The organism is Burkholderia sp. Se-20378 (assembly GCF_017104665.1).
In the GTDB taxonomy this organism is placed as follows: Bacteria; Pseudomonadota; Gammaproteobacteria; order Burkholderiales; family Burkholderiaceae; genus Burkholderia; species Burkholderia lata.
The window spans coordinates 1-18,725 of record NZ_JAAGPG010000129.1 but is presented as its reverse complement, the minus strand read 5'-3'; the positions used below and the strand labels follow the sequence as shown (position 1 = coordinate 18,725).

The window sequence follows — 18,725 nt, the reverse complement described above, 5'->3', positions numbered from 1 at the left end:
GTGGCAACGTGCGCCCGATCTCGATGCGCTGCTGCGGCGCGACGCGGCACGCATGCCGGATTTCCGGCCCGAAGCGATCGTGCTGCACGGCTGGGGCGATGCGAACGCGCGCGTCGAGATTGCCGGTACGACCGCCGGCCTGCCGAGTACGGCGGTGTTCGAGCGACATCTGTACCGCGCGGCAAACGGGCAATGGCTCGCGGATGCCACGTCGCGCGGCCGCGGCTTCTGGCTGCGTGCGTTCATCGCGGTGCAGCCGCTGCACTTCGCTCAATACGGCTGGGTGGGTGCGATGGGCGGCGTGCTGCGCGTCGTGCATTTCCTGATGGGGCTCGCTGCGTGTGCGCTGTGTGCAACGGGGCTGCATCTGTGGATCGAGCGGCGGCGCACGCAGCAGGATCGTTCCGCGAACGTGCTGGCCGCGGTCGCCGTCGGCACATGCGGCGGGCTCGTGCTCGCGGGCGGCGTACTGCTGTTCGCAGGGCGTGCGTTACCCGATGGCGTGCACGTCGACCACGTACTCGCGATGCTGTTCTGGGCCGTGTGGGGCGGCACGGTCGCGCTCGCGGCCTGTGTGGCCGATCGTGCGGCCTGGCTGCGTAGGCTGATGCGCGCGGCCGGCGCAGCGTACGGGCTGGCCGGCGTGACGCACTGCGCGATCGCGCTGCTCGGTACAGGCGAACCCGTGTACTGGCCGATCGACGCGGCACTCGTCGCATTCGGCGCGTTGCTGGTGCGTGCCGCGCGCCGTCCGCGTCGCGACGCGATGCAGACCGCGCGCGTGCCGGCCGGCGCCGAACCTTTTTAATTTCATGCAACTGGAGACTTCGATGCGCGATCTGCTCGAACATCGCCGCCTGGTCATCACGATCACGCTGCTTTACCTGTCACAGGGAATCCCGATCGGCATTGCGATGGACGCGATGCCGACCCTGCTGCGCCATGATGGCGCGCCGCTTCACGCACTGGCGTTCCTGCCGCTCGTCGGCTTGCCGTGGGTCGTGAAATTCCTGTGGGCGCCCGTCGTCGACAACCGCTGGTCGCCGCGCATCGGCCGGCGGCGCAGCTGGATGCTGCCGATGCAGACGCTCGTCGTGCTGTGCCTCGGCAGCCTCGCGCAGATCGGCATGACGGTCGCGACGGCCGGATGGGCGGTCGGTCTGCTGGCTGTCGCATCGCTCGCGAGCGCGACGCAGGACATCGCGAACGACGGGATGGCCGCCGAGCACTTCAGCGGCGACACGCTCGCGAAGATCAACGCGATCCAGATCGCGGGCGTGATGATCGGCTTCTTCGGCGGTGGCGCCGGCACGTTGACGCTGATTGGCCTGTTCGGCCAGCGCGTGGCGTTTCTCGCGCTGGCCGCCGTGCCGCTCGCGAGCCTGGGCTGCGTGCTGTGGGTGTTGCCGCGCGATGCGGACCGCGCACGTGTGCAAGCTGAACACAATGCGAGCCTCGTGCGCTTCGCGAAGCGGCCGCGCTCGTGGTCGCTGCTGTCGCTCGCGCTGCTGTCGGCGATGACGGCCGTATCGGGCTTCGGCCTGTCGAAGCTGTTTCTCAACGACGCGGGCTGGACGCTCGACGCGATCGGGAAACTCGGGATGGCCGGCGGCATCGTGACGGTCGTGCTCGGTTGCGGCGGCGGCGCGTGGCTCGTCAGGCGTCTCGGGTTGTGGCCTGCGTTTACGGCCGGCGTGAGCTGTGCGGGCGCGGCCGCGCTGCTGTGGTTCGCGCAGGCGAGCGGGTGGCTGCCGGTGTCGTCGTCGTGGGCGTGGCTGTGCACGGTGCTCGGTTCGCTGGCGACCGGGATCACGTCGGTGTCGATCATGACGGCCGGCATGCGCTTCGCGGGCGGCAGCGACCAGGCCGGCACCGACGTGACGGCCGTGCAGAGCACGCGCGATCTCGGCGAGCTGATCGCGTCGTCGACGATTTTGTCGCTCACTGCGAAGGTGGGGTATACGGGCGGGTTCCTGGCCGGTGTGGCGCTGGCGGTGCTGGCCGCGTTGATCGCGATGCGGTTGCGGCGGCGCGAGGCGGCGTATGCGGTGAAGGGGGATGATGTGCTGGCGTCGTGAGTGACGTGGCGTACACGTACGCTTCCGGCTGTCCGGACGGCAGTCGGGAGCGCGCGCGAATTCGCAGCAGCGTGGTGCCTGGTTGCAGCCTGATGTGGGAATCGGAAACAGCGGTGCGCGATTGCGCGGGATGATCGTCGATCGTTGCCGGAATGCGTTTGTCGCATGTCGCGCAACGATGAGAGAAGAAATCCTGGTGCCGACGGCGAGACTCGAACTCGCACAGCTTTCGCCACTACCCCCTCAAGATAGCGTGTCTACCAATTTCACCACGTCGGCACTGCAAGGGGCGCAATTCTAGCGTGACGTTGCGCGTTTGTGAAGGGGGTGTGACACATTGAAGGGATTCACGCAGGCGATCCCGGTAGAATTCGGGCGATCGACCCGACGATCGTCGCAACCGCCACCCGTTTTCTCCGCGTGACAAACACCCTCGAACAACTGAAGGCCGGGCAGCTCGCCGGCGCACGGCAACTCAAGCTCGCATGCGGGTTGACGGCATTCCCGCGCGAGATCTTCGATCTTGCCGACACGCTCGAAGTGCTCGACCTGACCGGCAATGCGCTGTCCGCGTTGCCGGACGACCTGCCGCGGCTGCATCGCCTGCGCATCCTGTTCGCGTCCGGCAACCGCTTCACCGCCTTCCCCGACGTGCTCGGCGCGTGCGGGCAGCTCGACATGATCGGCTTCAAGGCGAACCGGATTCAGACGGTGCCGAGCGGGTCGCTGCCGCGCGCGCTGCGCTGGCTGATCCTCACCGACAACGCCATCGACGAACTGCCGGCCGACATCGGCGATTGCTCGCGGCTGCAGAAGCTGATGCTTGCCGGCAACCGGTTGCGCGCGCTGCCCGCGGAAATGGCCGCATGCCGCGCGCTCGAACTGGTGCGACTGTCCGCGAACCGGCTGGACGCGCTGCCCGACTGGCTGCTGCGCCTGCCGCGTCTCGCGTGGCTCGCTGCCGCAGGCAACCCGTTCGGCGCCGCGCCGGAAGCCGCGGCGTCTGCCGGGCCCGAGGTCGCGGACGTCGACTGGGCGTCGCTGGCGTGCGAGCAGAAGCTGGGCGAGGGCGCGTCGGGTGTCATCTACCGTGCGCAGTGGCGCGCGGATGGGCACGCGCCACGGGCGGTCGCGGTCAAGCTGTTCAAGGGCGCGGTGACGAGCGACGGCCTGCCCGATTGCGAAATGGCCGCGTGCCTGCACGCCGGCCGCCATCCGAGCATGATCCCGGTGATCGGCAAGGTGAGCGGGCATCCCGACGGCACGCACGGCCTCGTGATGGAACTGGTCGATCCCGCGCTCACGAACCTCGCCGGGCCGCCGAGCTTCGCGACCTGTACGCGCGACGTGTATGCGGCCGACGCGCGATTCGCGCCGGCAGAGGCGGGGCGGATCGCGCATGGCATCGCGTCGGTCGCGGGCCATCTGCACGCCCGCGGCATCATGCATGGCGACCTGTACGCGCACAACATCCTGCACGATGGCGAAGGCAGTGCGCTGCTCGGGGATTTCGGGGCGGCGTCGCTCTACGATGCGAACGATCGCACGCGTGCCACGGCATTCGAACGGCTCGAAGTGAGGGCGTTCGGCTATCTACTTGGCGAGTTGCTCGAGCGATGCGAACCCCACACGTGGGCCGGCAGGCGCGCGCTCGATGCGCTCGCGGTGGCGTGCCTGAACGAAGACGTCGACGCGCGGCCGTCGTTCGGCGAGATCGCGGCCGAGCTGGCCGCGCATACGCACTGACGGGCGCGCGTCTGCTTACGCCTGCCGCGCAGTCAGCAGCTTGATTCCGAGTCCGACGAACAGAAGCCCGCTGGCGCGCTTGAGCGCACGCACCGCGCGGCTCATGCCGAAGCCGCGATGGAACCGGCGCACGCCGGCCGAATAGACGCTGTGAACGACCACGACGGTGCACGCGATCGTCGCGTACATCACGACGAACTGCAGCGCGAGCGGGCGGTCGTGCACGATGAACTGCGGCATGAACGCCGACAGGAAGATCATCGTCTTCGGATTGCTGCCCGATACGAACAGCGCTTCGCGGAACAGTTTCCTGCGGTCGGGCACGACGATCTCCGCCGCCCCGGTCGAAGCGGCGGCCTTGCGATCGCCGCGCAATTGCCGGACACCGAGGAAGATCAGGTACGCGGCGCCGACCACCTTCATCGCGACGAACAGCGGCGGCATCGCGGCCAGCACCGCGCCGACGCCGAGCGCGACGAGCACCACGACCACACCCTGCGCGACGAGGTTGCCCGCGATCGTCGCGGCCGTGCCGCGCGTGCCATAGCGCACCGTGTTGCGGATGACGAGCAGCACGTTGGGCCCCGGCGACAGCGTCGTGGCGAGATAGGCTGCGGCAAACAGCATCCAGGTTTGAATGGACATGCGGCGCTCCGAGAGGCGGTTCCGGCGGACGGGATGAAGCGATGATGCCACGCCAATAATTGGCGCACGCTGGCGCCGGAACCGCACTGTCGGGCGCGTCAGCTTGCGTCGCGCATGCAGTACGCGGGAATCGACGGCGGCGAGTCGATCGCGGCGGGCCTCGTCATCCACGCGATCCATCCGGCCCATAACCCGCAGACGATCATCACGGCGACGTTCAGCGGCGTCCGGTAGCGGACGATCAGGTCGGCCAGCGGCAGGCGATGTTTCATGTGCGTCTCCTTCGATCGGGGGCGGGTGGCGTTACTGGCCGGCGTAGGTCGGCGCCTTCGCGTCGCAGGTCACGGACACCGTCGAGCCGTCCGCGAAATGCAGCCGGAACGGCACCTTCGCGCCGGGCGCGACGGCCTGGCGCGGTTGCTCCAGCATCACGTGATAGCTCTTCGGCTTGAAGGTCACCGTGCCGTGCGCGGGCACGTCGACCGCGTCGACGTGAACCATCTTCGCGGTGCTGCCGTTCGTCTGCGTTTCATGCAGCATCGCCATCCCGTATGCGGGCGAGTCGAGGCCCGTCAGCGTGACGGGCGCGTCGCCGTCGTTCTTCAGCGTGAAGTAGCCGGACGACGGCACGGTCGCCGGCATCGCACGGATCCAGCAGTTTTCTGCCTGCACGGCCGGTGCGGCGAACGTGGCGGGCGCTTGCAGCGCCAGCAGGGCGAACAGCAGGCCGGTTGGAATCGAGCGTTTCATGGTTGGTTCTCCTTATGGATGGTTGCAGAAGGTAAGGGGGTGACGCGACCGACGCGACCGGCGCGAAATGCCGATGCGCGTCGCGCACATCATTTCAGCGTGAACGCGTAGTGGCCTTGCGTGCGATGGCCGTCGCTGGCCACCGCGATCCATGCGACGGTGTACGTGCCGGCCGCCAGGCTGGTCAGCGCGACCTGCATGCGCTTCCGGTTGCCGGCATCGACGGACGATTTCCCGTCGACGACCGACTGCCCGTGGCTGTCGGTCACGGCGATCGAGCTGAAAGCGGGCTCGAGCGCTTCGCTGAAACCGATCGTGACCGCGTGCGGCGCGGTCGACAGCGTGGCGTCGGCGGCCGGTTCCTGCGTCTTCGGGAGTGCGTGGGCGTGGGCGGCCTGAATGGCGACGAAGCCGAGTGCGGTGAATGCGCCGCGAATGAAAGGGGTGGTTTTCATGATTGAGTGTGCGAGTGGCGAATCGGTTGGTGCAACACGGATTCGACGGACGGATGCACGCGCAGCCTCACCGCAGCACCGATGGCGGCCGATGCCGGCGCGAACGTGCGCGACCGGACGCTCGCCCGTGAGCGAATGTCGGCGCGACTGTGCGAACCGGAAGCAGCCAGCCGCACGCACGGCACGACGCCGCGCGCAAACCGGTGACACATGATCGTCCTTCGAAACGTGACACGGCGCGCACGCCGGCGGCGTGCGCGGACCACGCGATGCACGATGGCATCACGGGCGTTGACGACGAATCAGGATGCGATCGGCGGGGCGCGCGGCTGCGCGGCCGTGAGCGGCAGCGCGCGGCGCAGGCTTTCGAAGCGGGTCGCTTCGCGGTGCTGAATGACGTGCACGTTGGCCGCGAACGTCAGTTCGGGCGCGGGCAGTGCGGGTGTATGGGCAAGCAGGCTGCAATAGCCGCATGCCTGGAGGTGGGCCTGCAGGTTCTTCTGCGACGAATCGGCGGTGCGCTCGCCGGTGGCCGGCGCAGCCGTGCAGTAGCCGGCCAGCAGCGTATCGACGCGCTGCTGCGTCGTCAGTGCCTGCGAGATCGTCGGCGCGAGCGCCGTCATCAGGATGGCGAGCATCCCGATCAGACTGCCGATCTTCCTGAGGCGACGACTCAGCATGCGATGCGCGGCGATGGTTGGACGACGATGGAGCGGATTATGCCACGCACGTCGATGCGCAGGTCGGCACGGACCTGCGGCGTTGCGGCGCGCTACGCGTGCTTCGCCAGGTATTTCGTGATCAGCGTCATCTGCGCGGCCCAGCCCTGATCGTTCATCTCGCGCGCCTTCGCGCGGCGCGCTTCGATCAACTGATCGAAGCCCGTTTCGGTGACCGTGAGCAGCGTGCCGCCGGCCTGTGCGGCGAGCGCGAACGTGACGAGCGTCATCGGCTCGGCCGAGTAATCGAAATTCGGATCGATCGCGAACGGGTGCCAGCGAAACGAGAACAGTTGCTTCGGCTCGACGCGATCGACGACGATTTCGAACACAGTGCCCGCATAGGGCTCTTGCGCCTTGGCGACGTCGTCGTCGACGCGTGTCGGCGTGATGCGGCCGAACAGCGGCTGGCCGGCCGCGAACGGCCCGTCGAACGAGACGCCGAACCACTGGCCGAATTCGCCGGAATTGCTGACGGCTTCCCACACGCGGTCGGGCGACGCGTTGAGCTGGGCCTGTTTTTCGATGCGATCGGTTTGCTGGGTCATGACGTTCTCCACACAGGATCAACCTTTGCTGGACGGCACGCGCAAGCGCGCACCGCGTCTAGTCGAGCATGACCGCGTCGGGCACGTCGAGCACGAGGTCCGACGTCGCGACGGCCACGCACGGCAGCGTATAGCCGTCGGCCTTTTCCTCGCGGCTCAGCCCCGGCCATTCGATCGTGTAGCGTACGCTGCCGCTGACGATCCGGCAAAGGCAGCTTCGGCACGTGCCGTTGCGGCACGAACGCGGCAGCGATACGTGCGCGAACGCGGCGGCTTCGAGCAGCGTGAGCGAATCGGGCGCATCGAAGGTCGCGCCGAGCGGCTCGATGCGCACGAGGGGGAGGTGTTCCGGATCGGTCATGGCGGAGGCAGAGGCGGGCGGCGGTTCGGCGACAACGCGCCAAGCATACCCGAACGTGCGGGCGGGCGGTCGGCGCCGCCCGCCCGCTGGCGTCAATGCCGGCGCAGGTGCCGGTAAACGGTATTGCGGGCGAGGCCGAGTTCGCGCGCGGCCGCCGACACGTTGCCGCCATGCCGCGCGAGCACGGCATCGATCACCGCGGCCTGATGGCTTTGCAGCGTCGTTCCTTCGCGCGTGCCGGCCGATGCGACCGGCGCGGCGGTGGCGGGCGCCGCCGGTGCGTCGTCGCAGTCGAGCCAGAAATCGTCGGGCAAATGGGCGAGCGTGATTTCCGCTTCGTCTTCGGCGAGCATGCCGGCCGTGCGCAGCACGTTGGTCATCTGGCGCAGGTTGCCGGGCCAGCGGTGGCGCGTGAACGCGTCGAGCACGTCGGCCGCGATGCGGCGCGGCATCGGTTCGCTGCGCGCGAGCCGCGCGAGAATCCGCTCGACGAGCGCGGGCAGGTCGGTGCGTTCGGCAAGCGCCGGCAGCGTGACCGCGAGCCCGTTGATCCGGTAGAACAGGTCTTCGCGGAACGTGCCGTCCGCGATCATCGCGCGCAGGTCGCGATGGGTCGCACAGACCACGCGCACGTCGACCGGCACCGCGCGCGCACCGCCGAGCGGCATCACCGCGCGTTCCTGCAGCACGCGCATCAGCCGGACCTGCTGCGCGAGCGGCATGTCGCCGATTTCGTCGAGAAACAGCGTGCCGCCGTCGGCCTGCACGATCTTGCCGGGGCTGCCGCGCTTGCGCGCGCCGGTGAACGCGCCGTCTTCATAGCCGAACAGCTCGGCCTCGATCAGCGAATCGGGCAGCGCCGCGCAGTTGACCGCGACGAACGGGCCGTCCGCACGCGGCGAAGCCTGGTGCAGCGCGCGGGCGAGCCATTCCTTGCCGGTGCCGGTCTGGCCGAGGATCAGCAGCGGCAGGTCGCGCCCGCGGATCTTCGCGACGCGTTCGAGCACGGCGGCCATGCGTGCGTCGCCGGTGTCGAGCGTCGCGAACGTGATCGTGTCGGGATCCGGCGTGCGCGCGCGCGCGATGGGTGCGGGCGGCGTGACGGCGATGGTGGTCTTGTGTGCTTCCGCGAATTCGCAGCGCGCCAGCACGCGTACGCCGGTCGACAGCGTGAGGCGGAACATCGCACCGGGTGCGCGTGCCGCCTGCTGCGCGAGCTGGCCGAAGCGCAAGCCGAACAGCGCGTCGCTGGCCTGATGCTGCAGTGCGTCGAACGATGCGCCGAGCTGGAATTGTGCGCTGCGGTTCGCGGCGATCAGGCCACCGTCGGGGCCGAATGCGACGAGCCCGGCGAACAGCGAATCGACGCATTCCTCGTGCGCATGAAAGCGCAGCCGCAAGGCTTCCGCGCACTGGTTCGCGAACAGGTGGTTCTCGATCAGTTGCGCGGACATCCGCACGAGTGCGAGCGTATGCGGGCTCGAGCCGCGCGGGTCGCCGCTGACGTCGAGCGTGCCGAGCGTGCGGCCGAACGGGTCGAAGATCGGCGCGCACGAGCAGGTGAGGATGTGGTTCGCGCGCAGGAAGTGTTCGGCGCCGTGCACCGCGACGGCCTGGCCCGATGCGAGCGCGGTGCCGATCGCGTTGGTGCCGCGTGCGCCTTCCGCCCACGACACGCCGGTGCATAGTGCGACGCGATTGGCTTTCTCGATGAAGTCCGCGTCGCCGATGCTGTGCAGGATCACGCCGTCGGCGTCGGTCAGCAGCACGAGGCTTTGCGTGTCGGCGATTTGCGCGTGGAGGTTCTCCATCACCGGGCGGGCGTGCGAGAACAGCGCGTGATTCGTGTCGAGCAGTTCGCGCAGCGCGATGCGCGACAGCGGCGAGAAATCCGGGCGTTCGTGCGCGCGCAGGCCGACCGCGGTCGAACGCGCATGCGCCTGCGCGAGCAGGTCGGTGCGACCCGCGGTGGCGGGCAGCACGAAGGGTTGCGGCATGACTTGTCTCCTGTCGATCAGAGTTAGCACTTCAGCGCTTGCTCTGATCCCATGCTTCGCGGTCGATCAGAGTTAGCACTTCAGCGTTTGCTCTGATCCCATGCTTCGCGTTCGAGCCCGGTTGGCACTTCAACGCCAACCCAGGCCCCATGCTTCTCGAAATTGACCGGTTCTCGGCGCACGCACATGCACCGAAACCCGCAACAGATTCCCGCCTCCCCGTGCGGCGCACCATCGGTGTGCGAACGGCGACCATCCGGGTACGCATCATCATACAAGCGCCGCGTACGAAGCGCGACCGCGAACAAAATCCCCTTGCTTTTAAATGCCCGCCTGCAATGATGGAAATGGAGCACGCACGCGCCGTGTTCCGCATTGCAACATGCATGCGACGCGACATGCATCCGTTCGGGAGAGGCATCATGGTTCGGACGGAACTGAGAGTCGTGCTGGCGGCCATCGCCACTTTCATCATGCTGGGCGGCATCGCCGTGGCGATCCACGGGCTGCTGTTCGATCTGACCGATGCGGTGCGATACGGGGCGGCCGCGATTGCGGTGGGCGCCACGACGGCTGCCATTGCGCTCAACGTCTGGCCGAACGACCCTCACTGACGCCGCTTGTCGAAACGGTGCCGGATGCCGCGCTGATCAGAGGAAATGCGCGTCGGAACGACGCACGCCGGAATATTTGTCTCCTGCGCGAAACCGTCTAAAGTGGAAAGCAACCGGCATGCATTGTCCGCGCCATCATCCGCGGGCCGCGCCTCCGCCGGCGAGCCCGCGTACATTTCGTCCGGCCGGTAGCGGACGACGGACGCGGTCATTCGTTTTCTACCGGTCGAGGCGGCTCCCATGCAGATCCATTTCACGAACGAGAAGCCCGAGTATTCGGGGCGCGACCTGATGCTTGCGTTCACGGCGTTGGTCAATGGCGAGCGCGTCCAATGTCAGATCACCGCCGAGGCACTGGAAGATCACTTCGGCGCGGCGTCGCCGCGCTTCGAGGACATGGTCGGCGCATTCGACCAGCACCGCGACCGTATCGAGGCGGCTGCACGGCGCCTGCTGTCGGAGACGCGCGCGCAGTGCGTGACGCTGCGCAGCGGCTACGTCCGCTTCTACGAGGCCAACTGGCGCTGACGACACGACGCTCGTTTTGCGGCGCACGTCGCTGAACGTTGCGCACGCGAAGACGTTGCCTTTCACGCAATGCCGTTCGGCGGGGCCGGGCGGCATTTTCGTATGCGGGCCGCACCGGATTGCCGCTGCGCCGGGCCGGCTGCTAGTGTGCCGACACGAACCGGCATCCCGATTCGTCAGGATCGCAGAGAAAATCATTCGAATTCCAACACAATAAAAAGAGGGCACCGCACGTGGAAAATCGTTCGGGATGGGGGAGGGCGCGCCGTCTGCTGGCAGGCGCATGGTTGCTCGCAGCCGGCATGTCGATGGCCGATGGGGCGGTTCGATCGGATGACGACGCGATCGGTCAGAACGCGCCAGGTGAGGTCAACCTCGTCGCGGGCGATGTCGTGACGGGCGGCATAGTCGTGGCGCCGGGTCGCGTCGCGACGCCGTGTCATCGGCTCGCAGGCCGACCGGCATTCGACATCGCATCGGCCGATGGCCACCGTCTTCCCGCGCGTCTCGTCGCGGGCAACCAGGATCGGGACATCTGCATCGTCGAAGCGACGGGTCTCGACGTCGCCGCTGTGCCGCTGACGGCGCGAAGCCCGGAATCGGCCACGACCGTCTATCTGGCGGGCGCGCGATTCGGCCGTCGTGATCCCGTTGCGCTGCGCGCGTGCTGCCATGCATGGGCCGCGGACGGCGGCATGCATTCCGGCGTGCTCGCGTCGCCGAATCCGGCGGCGCCGCGCCTGCCCGAACCGGGGGCCGGCGTCTACGACGAGCAGGGCAATCTGATCGGCATGGTGGGCGCCCACGCGGACAATGCCGCGTCGCTTTACATGGTGCTGCCGGTCGAGTGGATTGCGACCGTGGCGGCGAAGATGCCGGCCGTCGACCTGCCGCTCGAAGCGACCGCCTGGATGAGCCAGGCGCGCGCGTACGCGGTGGCGAACGACGTCGACGGGCTGATTCGCCATGACCTTGCATGGACGGCCGCGCGACCGCACAGCGCATGGGCGTGGAACAACCTCGGCAATGCCTATCGCACGAGCCGGCTGCCCGATCGCGGCGCGCTCAGCCTGGCCGCCTATCGCCGCTCGGTCGAAAACGATCCGTCATACGCATTTGGCTGGAGTTCGCTCGGCAACACCTATGCTGAGCTGGGGCAGATGGACCGCGCACTCGACGCGTTTCATGCCGGCATGCGTGCCGATCCGTCGGACGCGATGCTGCCGATGAATCTCGGCATCGCGTATTTGCGGCGCGGCGACAAGGCCGCTGCGCGACCGTTGTTCGAACGGGGCGTACATGATCTGTCCGGTTCGCGCCAGGCCGATGCGTGGAGTCTGCTGGCCTCGACGCAGCCGGATGCCCAGGCAACCATCGGTGTGCTGCAAGACGGATTGAAGGCCTTTCCCGACGATGTGCGGCTTTGGTATGCACTCGGCCGCGCGCAATACGATCTCGGTCACCTGGCGGACGCGATCGTCAGTTACCAGCATGCACTGAGCGCGCAGAAGGGCGGCGATCCCGCCACGACCGCGCTCATTCAGGGCGCGCTAACCCAGGCATATGCGCTGCAAGGCCAGTCCGGCAATGCGTCCAGCGCGATGCACAATGCGGTTGAAGCGGCGCCGGACAATGCCGAATACTGGTTGCGGCTCGGCGCGCTGTACATGACGCAGTCGAACTACGTCGATGCGTTGAGTGCACTTGATCGATCCATCAAGCTGAACGACGGCGACGCGAGGGCATGGCGGATGCACGGCGTGACGCTGGCGCAACTGGGCCAGCATGTGCAGGCCGTCGCATCGTTCCGGCGCGCGGTGACACTGGACGAATCGCTGGCGGCGGGGTGGGTGGTGCTCGCGGGCGAGCTGAACCAGATCGGACAGCCCGACGAAGCGTCGACCGCGGCTGCGCATGCATTGAAGCTTGATCCGTCGAACCGGTTGGCGCGGGAGGCGATGGGCATCGCGGCGATTCGCGGCAAGCGGCCCGATGCGGCGGTCGGGATCTTCGAGGAATTGAACCGCGCGTATCCCGATGACGCGCAAGTCATGGCCAACCTGGCGGTCGCTTATCGCCGTACCGGGCGGGCCGATGACGCGGTGCAGCTGTATCGCCGCGTCAAGGCGCTCGATCCGACGCTGGCGCAGCGGCTATACGACGAGGAGCTCAAGGGTGTCGCGACACCTTGATCCGCGCGGACAAGGCCAGGCGGCGGCAGTCACGGCGCGTACAACGAAAAACGCCACCCGAAGGTGGCGTTTTTTCATCGTGCATCCTGCATCGCGCCGAAGCGCCACCGTCACTCGCTGCCGAGATAGAAGAAGCGGAACAGGAACACGGCTGCGATGAGCCACACGATCGGCTTGACCGAGCGGGCCTGGCCCGTCAGCAGCTTGAGGCCGCCGTAAGCGATGAAGCCGAACGCGACACCGTTCGCGATCGAGTACGTGAACGGCATCAGCAGCGCGGTCAGTGCGGCCGGCACGGCTTCCGTTGCATCGTCCCACGGCACCTCGACCATCTCGCGCAGCATCAGGCACGACACGTACAGCAGTGCCGGCGCCGTGGCGTACGCCGGCACGACGCCGGCGAGCGGCGCGATGAACAGGCACGCGAGGAACAGCACCGCGACGGTGATGGCCGTCACGCCGGTGCGGCCGCCGGCCTGCACGCCCGATGCGCTTTCGATATACGCGGTGGTCGACGACGTGCCGAGCACCGAGCCCGCGACGATCGCCGTGCTGTCGGCGAGCAGCGCCTTGTTCAGGCGGTTCATCTTGCCTTCGACGAGCAGGCCCGCGCGGTTCGCGACGCCCATCAGCGTGCCCGTCGCATCGAACAGCTCGACGAGGAAGAACACGAGGATCACGTTGATGATGCCGGTCGACAGCGCCGCGCCGATGTCGAGCTTGAACAGCGTCGCATCGATCGACGGCGGTGCGGAGAACACGCCGTGGAACTGGTTGTCGCCGAAGAAGAACGACAGGATCGTGACGCCGATGATGCCGATCAGGATCGCGCCGCGCACGCGCAGGTGGTCGAGCGTGACGATCGTGAAGAAGCCGACGATCGCGAGGATCGTGTCGTGCTTGTGCAGGTCGCCCAACGTGACGAGCGTGGCCGGGTTGCCGACGATCACGCCCGAGGTCTTCAGCGAGATGATGCCGAGGAACAGGCCGATACCCGCTGTGATCGAGATCCGCAGCGATTTTGGAATGCCGTTGACGATCGCCTCGCGCACGCGGAACAGCGTGACGAGCAGGAACAGGCAGCCGGAGATGAACACCGCGCCGAGCGCGGCCTGCCACGTGAAACCCATCCCCTTGACGACGGTGTACGCGAAATACGCGTTCAGGCCCATGCCGGGCGCGCATGCGATCGGGTAGTTCGCGTAGAGCCCCATGATGAGCGACGCCAGCGCCGCGACGAGGCAGGTCGCGACGAACACGGATTCCTTCGGCATGCCGGCGTCGCCGAGGATCGCGGGGTTGACGAAGATGATGTAAGCCATCGTCAGGAACGTGGTGACGCCCGCGAGTATTTCGGTGCGGAAGTCGGTGCCGGCTTCAGCGAAGCCGAAATACCGCTTGATGGATTCCATGAAGGCGTTTCTCCGGTCGGGTTGTCGTGTTGCTTGTTGTGCCGAATTGTTGTAAAGGCAGCGCGCGGCCGGCTTACTGTAACCAGCCACTATTGCCCGGCTATCGGCGGATTGTAATAGCGCGGATAGCTCGGACGATATAGTTGGAGGGCACGATCGAAAGATGGATCGGCTGCCTGCGCGCGAACGGTCTGGCAGCCCGGCCGCGCGGCGAAGGCGCGCATTTTACCGGTTCGGGCGGAACGGGCCGGAAGAAATGGCTGAAACGGGAGCGGGATGCGCGAACGACGCGGGCCGATGCGTGCGCAACGGCGTGCATGACGGCGTGCAACACGGCACGCGCGGCGTATCGCGCGGCGCGGGTGCGGAATGACATCCGACTGAAACGGAGCGCCCGCATGCTGAACGAACGCGGGGCAGGCCGCGCGTGCGCGCAAACGCACGGGCGCGGCCGGTACGGATGCCCGGCAGCGGCGTGCAGCGGCCATTCGTCAGTCCAGGCGGTTGCAGATATCGGGCTATCCTGCGCCGAAGCCGTCCCGCCCGCAACTGTCATTTCGTGATGCGGGGGCGACTGTGGTTTCTGTGTAAAAGATTGCAAGACCCCATCGCATAAACCGGCAAGTCTTTCTAGGATAGATACACCGCGCATGCACACGCCGGCCGGTAATTGCCGACGCGGGGGAGTCGCAGTCCGTGCAGGCCGGGCGGTGTAGTGCGGTCAAGGCCGTTGCGTGTTCGGGCAGGCACGGCCGCTTGCGATTGCCCGATGCGGGTTCGTCCGTAATCACGGAGGTCAGCATGTTGAACTGGATCAGCCGTTGGGCGATGCGACACGCCCCCACGCCGGAAAAAACCGCTGCGTCGATGCTCGTGACGGCGCGCATGGAACTGTTCGCAGCCGAACAGCGCGTCATCGACGCGAAATTACAAGCGGATTACTGGCGCACACGTGTGTCATTCCTCGAAGAGGTGCAGAAGCAGGGCATCGATCCGTGGGTGACCTCGCAGGCAGCGCAACGTTCCGACCTCGAGTCCACTCCCCGAAGCACGGGCCCGCGTCTCGCCGCCAGCACCTGATGCACCTGTTGCATCCCGTCGCTGCGCACGGCGCGCGATCGCTCGCGGCACGCACCGGCGTGCCGCGACATTCGATGCGCACCTGCGGCGCGTTACGCCGCAGGTGCGTCCGTTTTCGGTCGCGGCCGTTCAGCGTCTCGCGTGCCTGACGGCGCGTCGCTTATCCGCTCGTTCCCCCTGCCCCAAAGAGCAAACGTTGCACTTGCGCGAGCGTGCGCCTGAAGCGCTCGCCGCGACGCACGAATGCCGTCGTGAGCGTCGCTTCGGCCGACCGGTCGGCATCGGTGCCGAGCCAGATGCGCTCGCCACGTGCGATACGCAGCACGTCGCCGGGCTGCACCCAGTAGTCGTCGACGCACGGCGGGCGCGTGACCCACAGCGCCGCGCCATGCGCGCGGAGCTCCGCGTCCCGCGGCGCGCGCCACGTCAGCGTCGTGCGCGGCGCGACCGCGAAACGGATCACGACAGTCGGTAACGCGATCGTGCCGGCGCGGCGCCGATCGGGACGGTCAAACAGCGGGCTTGCCTGGTCCATCGTCTTCTCCATTCAGTGAGCCGGATGGATGACGCGCACCAGAACAAAAAGGCCTCATCCGTTTCCGGTGAGGCCTTGTGTGACATGCGGTACTGCTCGACTGCTAACGCACACGCGCCTCCCGTGAACCATTCTTTCGAATGTTCATCGATCGATGAATCACGGCGGCGATGAGCGTGTACGTAGGCATGCGAACGAGTTTGTCTGCGTGGAACTGCGTTGTCAACGACAATTTTCGGGATAGGTGAGCACGATGCATCGACGTGCGCACCTGGCATTGCGTGACGCCGCTGCATCCCCGTAGCGAGTGTGCAGCAGCGCTTTCGTCATGGACGACTTCGGCTTCAACTTCAACTTCAACTTCAACTTCGACATCGCTCGCGCAGCAAGCTGCGCATTCGCGCGAGCGCATGCGCCAGCCATGCGCCGCGTGTCATCGCGTATGCGGTCGTGATCGATGCTTCGGCCGGACGGTCGTCGTCGGTGCTCATCCAGATGCGATCGCCGCGCCGCACGCGCAGCACGTCGCCGGTTCGTATCCAGTAATCGTCGACGCTGCCCAGCCGCGTGACCCACAGCGTCGCGTCGTGCACACGGATTTCGGCATCGTTTTGCGCGCACCATGTCAGCGTCTTGCGCGGCGCGACCGTGAATTGCATCACGACCCGCGGCAATGCGATCGCATCGGTGCGGCACCGATCGGGGCAGACAACCAGCCGGCTTGCTTGGTCCATCGTCATCTCCATCCGTTGAGCCGGGCGGGATGACGCGCACCAAAACAAAAAGGCCTCATCCGTTTCCGGCGAGGCCTTGTGACATGCGCAACTGAATTTCGATGCTAACGCACAAGCGCCCCCGGTGATCGCCACGTATTGGCGTTCACTGGTGTTTTATGCGCGATGGCGGCGGGCTTGAGCGTAGGCATGCGAACGAGTGTGTCGTCGCAGCGCACCAATGTCAACGGAAATTTCGAGATACGTGGCGGTCACGCGTCGCGTTGCGCGAGCCCGTTCACGAGCAGCTCGGACAGCAGGCCCGTCATCCCTTCCGGGTGCGTGGCCGCGCGCGCCTTGAGCTGTTCGACGAGTTCGGCGTTGAGCTTGCAGGCGAACGGCACGAGGCCCTGTTCCTGGTCGAGCTTGCGCTGCGCGCGGCGGTCGAGCTTGGCCGCGTCGTCGGCGCCCTTGCCGAAACGCGCGGCGCCCGACTGTTTCATCGCTTGCGTCAGCTTGAGCGCCTTGTTCTTTTCGAGATCGGTTTTCTTCATGGCCATCGCGGCACCTCCGGGAAATGAAGCCGCGATTGTACGCATTTCGGCGGGCGCCGCCCGCCGAGCCGGCAATAAACCCCGGTCAGGCGCCCTTCGTCGTGCCCCAGTTGCCGCCGTGCGCGGCCGCCTGCGCAGCCGGCGAGCGGGCGAGATAGGCGAGCGCCTGTTCGGTCGAGCCCTCGTGGTGCGGCGTATAGCTCGGCTTGAAATAGCGCAGCGCCGCGCCGATCACCTTCCAGAACGACGGCAGGTGCCCGCGCCGCGAGCCTTGCCACCACGCGAGCACGAAGCCCGGGTAGCGGCCGGCGGCCGGGTCGCGCCGGTACATGAACTTCGCGCCCGTCGTGATGTAGTAGAGCAGCAGCAGGATCACGAACGCCATGTGTACGCAGCGCTCCGGATAGGTGCCGCCCAGGTGCCGGTAGATGTCGAACGCGACCGTGCGGTGCTCGACTTCTTCCGCGCCGTGCCAGCGCAGCAGGTCGACCATCGTCGGGTCGGCTTTTCCTTCGTCGAGCCCGTGCGCGTTGAGCACCCAGTTGCCGAGATAGCCGAAGAAATGCTCGAGCGACGCGATCACCGCGAGCTGCTGGCGCAGCCAGAAACGCGTGTGGCCGATCTTCAGCCCGAGCGGCTGCTCGCCGAGCACGCGCGTGAAGAGGCGGTTGAGCTTCTGCGTGAACGGCTTCGTGTCGATCCCGTGCCGGTCGTAGTAGTGCTTGAGCACGCCGCCGTGCGAACGCGAATGCACGGCTTCCTGCCGCAGGAAGCCTTCGGCCTCGTCGCGCAGGCGCGCATCGGTGATCAGCGGCAGGGCCTTGTTGTACACGCGGCAGAACCACAGCTCGCCTTCCGGGAACAGCAGGTTCAGCGTGTTGATGATGTGCGTGCTGCCCGGATCGTTCGGCACCCAGGTAATCGGCGTGTCGCTGAAGTCGAACTTCACGTGCCGGGCCTTGATCTTGTGATAGTCGGCGGTATCGGTCATCTGTGTCTCCCTGTGCGGCGTCGTGCGCCGTCAATGCGATGCCATGCTGACGCGGGCGATCATCCGGCCGAGCCACGGCATGAAGCGGCCGACGAAGCGCATCGCGTGCGCCTCGCCGCCGACCGCGACGACGGGGCGGTTGCGCAGCACGCCGTCGACGATCGCCTGCGCGACGGTTTCGGGTTTCAGGCCACGCATCTGGTACAGCTTCGTCGCGCGCTTGCGCAGCCGCGCTTCGTCCTGTGCATTGGCGCCCGCGTAGTGCGTCGACGCCATGATTCCGGTCTCCGCGAAGCCGGGGCACACGGCCGTCACGCCGATGCCTTGCTCCGCGAGTTCCGCGCGCATGCATTCGCTGAGCATCAGCACGGCGGCCTTCGTCGTCGCATACGCGGGCAGGTCGCGCGACGGCCCGAACGCGGCGGCCGATGCGGTGTTGACGATGTGGCCGCCGGTGCCGCGCGCGGCCATCTGCTGCGCGAACAGCCGCGAGCCATGGATCACGCCCCACAGGTTCACGTGCAGGATGCGCTCCCAGTGCCGCGCGCTGGTGTCGAGGATGCCGCCGGCCATGCCGATGCCCGCGTTGTTGATCACGACGTCCGCGCCGCTGAGTTCGCTGCCGACCCACGTCGCCAGCGCTTCCATGTCGTCGGCGGACCCGACGTCGACGCGTTTCGCATGCGCTTGCGCGCCGGTCAACCCGATCAGCAGCGCGGTGCGTTCGGCGCTCGCGAGATCGATGTCGCACGCGACGATCGTTGCACCTTCGCGGGCGAACGCGAGCGCCGCGCAGCGGCCGATGCG

General features: G+C 67.2%; 22 protein-coding genes and 1 tRNA gene. 7 read left to right on the top strand and 16 right to left on the bottom strand.

Annotated elements, in window-relative coordinates; all coding sequences use genetic code 11:
• On the top strand, positions 1-808 hold an 808-nt coding region (locus G3N93_RS16050; RefSeq protein ID WP_206133452.1), incomplete at its 5' end, for a PepSY-associated TM helix domain-containing protein.
• A 22-nt stretch (positions 809-830) separates the two neighbouring features.
• Positions 831-2,078, top strand: coding sequence for a RhtX/FptX family siderophore transporter (locus tag G3N93_RS16045; RefSeq protein WP_206124883.1), 1,248 nt, complete (start codon positions 831-833; stop codon positions 2,076-2,078).
• Positions 2,079-2,272: 194 nt separating this feature from the next.
• On the opposite strand, the gene G3N93_RS16040 is transcribed toward G3N93_RS16045, so the two are convergent.
• Positions 2,273-2,357, bottom strand: a tRNA-Leu gene (locus G3N93_RS16040).
• Between the two features lie 141 nt (positions 2,358-2,498).
• Between G3N93_RS16040 and G3N93_RS16035 the strand changes: the two genes are divergently transcribed.
• Positions 2,499-3,824, top strand: a complete 1,326-nt coding sequence (locus G3N93_RS16035; RefSeq protein ID WP_206133451.1) for a leucine-rich repeat-containing protein kinase family protein — start codon at positions 2,499-2,501, stop codon at positions 3,822-3,824.
• A gap of 15 nt (positions 3,825-3,839) precedes the next feature.
• Here the strand turns inward: G3N93_RS16035 and G3N93_RS16030 are convergent, their stop codons facing one another.
• The 8 genes from G3N93_RS16030 to G3N93_RS15995 form a co-directional block, all read right to left on the bottom strand.
• Entirely contained in the window at positions 3,840-4,469 is a 630-nt protein-coding gene (locus G3N93_RS16030) for a LysE family translocator (RefSeq protein WP_174945442.1), read from the bottom strand.
• A 98-nt stretch (positions 4,470-4,567) separates the two neighbouring features.
• Entirely contained in the window at positions 4,568-4,741 is a 174-nt protein-coding gene (locus tag G3N93_RS16025; protein WP_206124663.1) for a hypothetical protein, read from the bottom strand.
• A gap of 31 nt (positions 4,742-4,772) precedes the next feature.
• A complete protein-coding gene (locus G3N93_RS16020) occupies positions 4,773-5,219 on the bottom strand; it encodes a copper chaperone PCu(A)C (protein ID WP_206124662.1) in 447 nt (148 codons plus the stop codon).
• 89 nt (positions 5,220-5,308) lie between these two features.
• Positions 5,309-5,674 carry a copper homeostasis periplasmic binding protein CopC gene (gene copC / locus G3N93_RS16015; RefSeq protein WP_206124661.1) on the bottom strand — a complete coding sequence of 122 codons (366 nt, stop codon included), beginning with the start codon at positions 5,672-5,674 and terminating at the stop codon, positions 5,309-5,311.
• 302 nt (positions 5,675-5,976) lie between these two features.
• The gene (locus G3N93_RS16010) at positions 5,977-6,354 is read right to left on the bottom strand and encodes a DUF2946 domain-containing protein (protein WP_206124660.1); all 378 of its coding nucleotides are present in this window, start codon (positions 6,352-6,354) and stop codon (positions 5,977-5,979) included.
• Positions 6,355-6,446: 92 nt separating this feature from the next.
• Entirely contained in the window at positions 6,447-6,941 is a 495-nt protein-coding gene (locus tag G3N93_RS16005) for an SRPBCC family protein (RefSeq protein WP_174945451.1), read from the bottom strand.
• Positions 6,942-6,999: 58 nt separating this feature from the next.
• A complete protein-coding gene (locus tag G3N93_RS16000; protein ID WP_089426933.1) occupies positions 7,000-7,302 on the bottom strand; it encodes a 2Fe-2S iron-sulfur cluster-binding protein in 303 nt (100 codons plus the stop codon).
• A gap of 92 nt (positions 7,303-7,394) precedes the next feature.
• Positions 7,395-9,299 carry a sigma-54-dependent Fis family transcriptional regulator gene (locus tag G3N93_RS15995; RefSeq protein WP_174945454.1) on the bottom strand — a complete coding sequence of 635 codons (1,905 nt, stop codon included), beginning with the start codon at positions 9,297-9,299 and terminating at the stop codon, positions 7,395-7,397.
• A 338-nt stretch (positions 9,300-9,637) separates the two neighbouring features.
• Between G3N93_RS15995 and G3N93_RS42230 the strand changes: the two genes are divergently transcribed.
• Complete coding sequence (locus G3N93_RS42230; RefSeq protein WP_307873415.1) at positions 9,638-9,913, top strand: DUF2964 family protein; 276 nt, start codon at positions 9,638-9,640, stop codon at positions 9,911-9,913.
• Here the strand turns inward: G3N93_RS42230 and G3N93_RS15985 are convergent.
• A complete protein-coding gene (locus tag G3N93_RS15985) occupies positions 9,907-10,125 on the bottom strand; it encodes a hypothetical protein (protein ID WP_174945456.1) in 219 nt (72 codons plus the stop codon). The two genes, G3N93_RS42230 and G3N93_RS15985, sit on opposite strands and share 7 nt — an antisense overlap.
• Positions 10,126-10,153: 28 nt before the next feature.
• Here G3N93_RS15985 and G3N93_RS15980 point away from each other — a divergent pair, with 28 nt between their 5' ends.
• Both G3N93_RS15980 and G3N93_RS15975 read left to right on the top strand, forming a co-directional pair.
• A complete protein-coding gene (locus tag G3N93_RS15980; protein ID WP_011354308.1) occupies positions 10,154-10,441 on the top strand; it encodes a DUF1488 domain-containing protein in 288 nt (95 codons plus the stop codon).
• Between the two features lie 233 nt (positions 10,442-10,674).
• Entirely contained in the window at positions 10,675-12,633 is a 1,959-nt protein-coding gene (locus G3N93_RS15975; protein ID WP_206133450.1) for a serine protease, read from the top strand.
• Positions 12,634-12,743: 110 nt separating this feature from the next.
• Here the strand turns inward: G3N93_RS15975 and G3N93_RS15970 are convergent, their stop codons facing one another.
• Positions 12,744-14,045 (bottom strand): NCS2 family permease, encoded by a 1,302-nt coding sequence (locus G3N93_RS15970; protein ID WP_089426935.1) that lies wholly within the window; start codon positions 14,043-14,045, stop codon positions 12,744-12,746.
• A gap of 801 nt (positions 14,046-14,846) precedes the next feature.
• On the opposite strand from G3N93_RS15970, the gene G3N93_RS15965 reads away from it, so the two are divergent.
• Positions 14,847-15,125, top strand: a complete 279-nt coding sequence (locus G3N93_RS15965) for a hypothetical protein (RefSeq protein ID WP_206133449.1) — start codon at positions 14,847-14,849, stop codon at positions 15,123-15,125.
• A gap of 160 nt (positions 15,126-15,285) precedes the next feature.
• Here the strand turns inward: G3N93_RS15965 and G3N93_RS15960 are convergent, their stop codons facing one another.
• The 5 genes from G3N93_RS15960 to G3N93_RS15940 all read right to left on the bottom strand — a co-directional run.
• Complete coding sequence (locus tag G3N93_RS15960) at positions 15,286-15,660, bottom strand: DUF2917 domain-containing protein (RefSeq protein WP_174945460.1); 375 nt, start codon at positions 15,658-15,660, stop codon at positions 15,286-15,288.
• Positions 15,661-16,022: 362 nt separating this feature from the next.
• On the bottom strand, positions 16,023-16,394 hold the full coding sequence (locus tag G3N93_RS15955; protein ID WP_206123426.1) for a DUF2917 domain-containing protein: 372 nt from the start codon (positions 16,392-16,394) through the stop codon (positions 16,023-16,025).
• A gap of 251 nt (positions 16,395-16,645) precedes the next feature.
• On the bottom strand, positions 16,646-16,933 hold the full coding sequence (locus tag G3N93_RS15950) for a hypothetical protein (protein ID WP_174936768.1): 288 nt from the start codon (positions 16,931-16,933) through the stop codon (positions 16,646-16,648).
• A 79-nt stretch (positions 16,934-17,012) separates the two neighbouring features.
• Positions 17,013-17,918, bottom strand: coding sequence for a metal-dependent hydrolase (locus G3N93_RS15945; RefSeq protein ID WP_069252278.1), 906 nt, complete (start codon positions 17,916-17,918; stop codon positions 17,013-17,015).
• 30 nt (positions 17,919-17,948) lie between these two features.
• Positions 17,949-18,725: SDR family NAD(P)-dependent oxidoreductase (locus G3N93_RS15940; RefSeq protein WP_206133448.1), on the bottom strand; the 777-nt coding region annotated here is incomplete at its 5' end.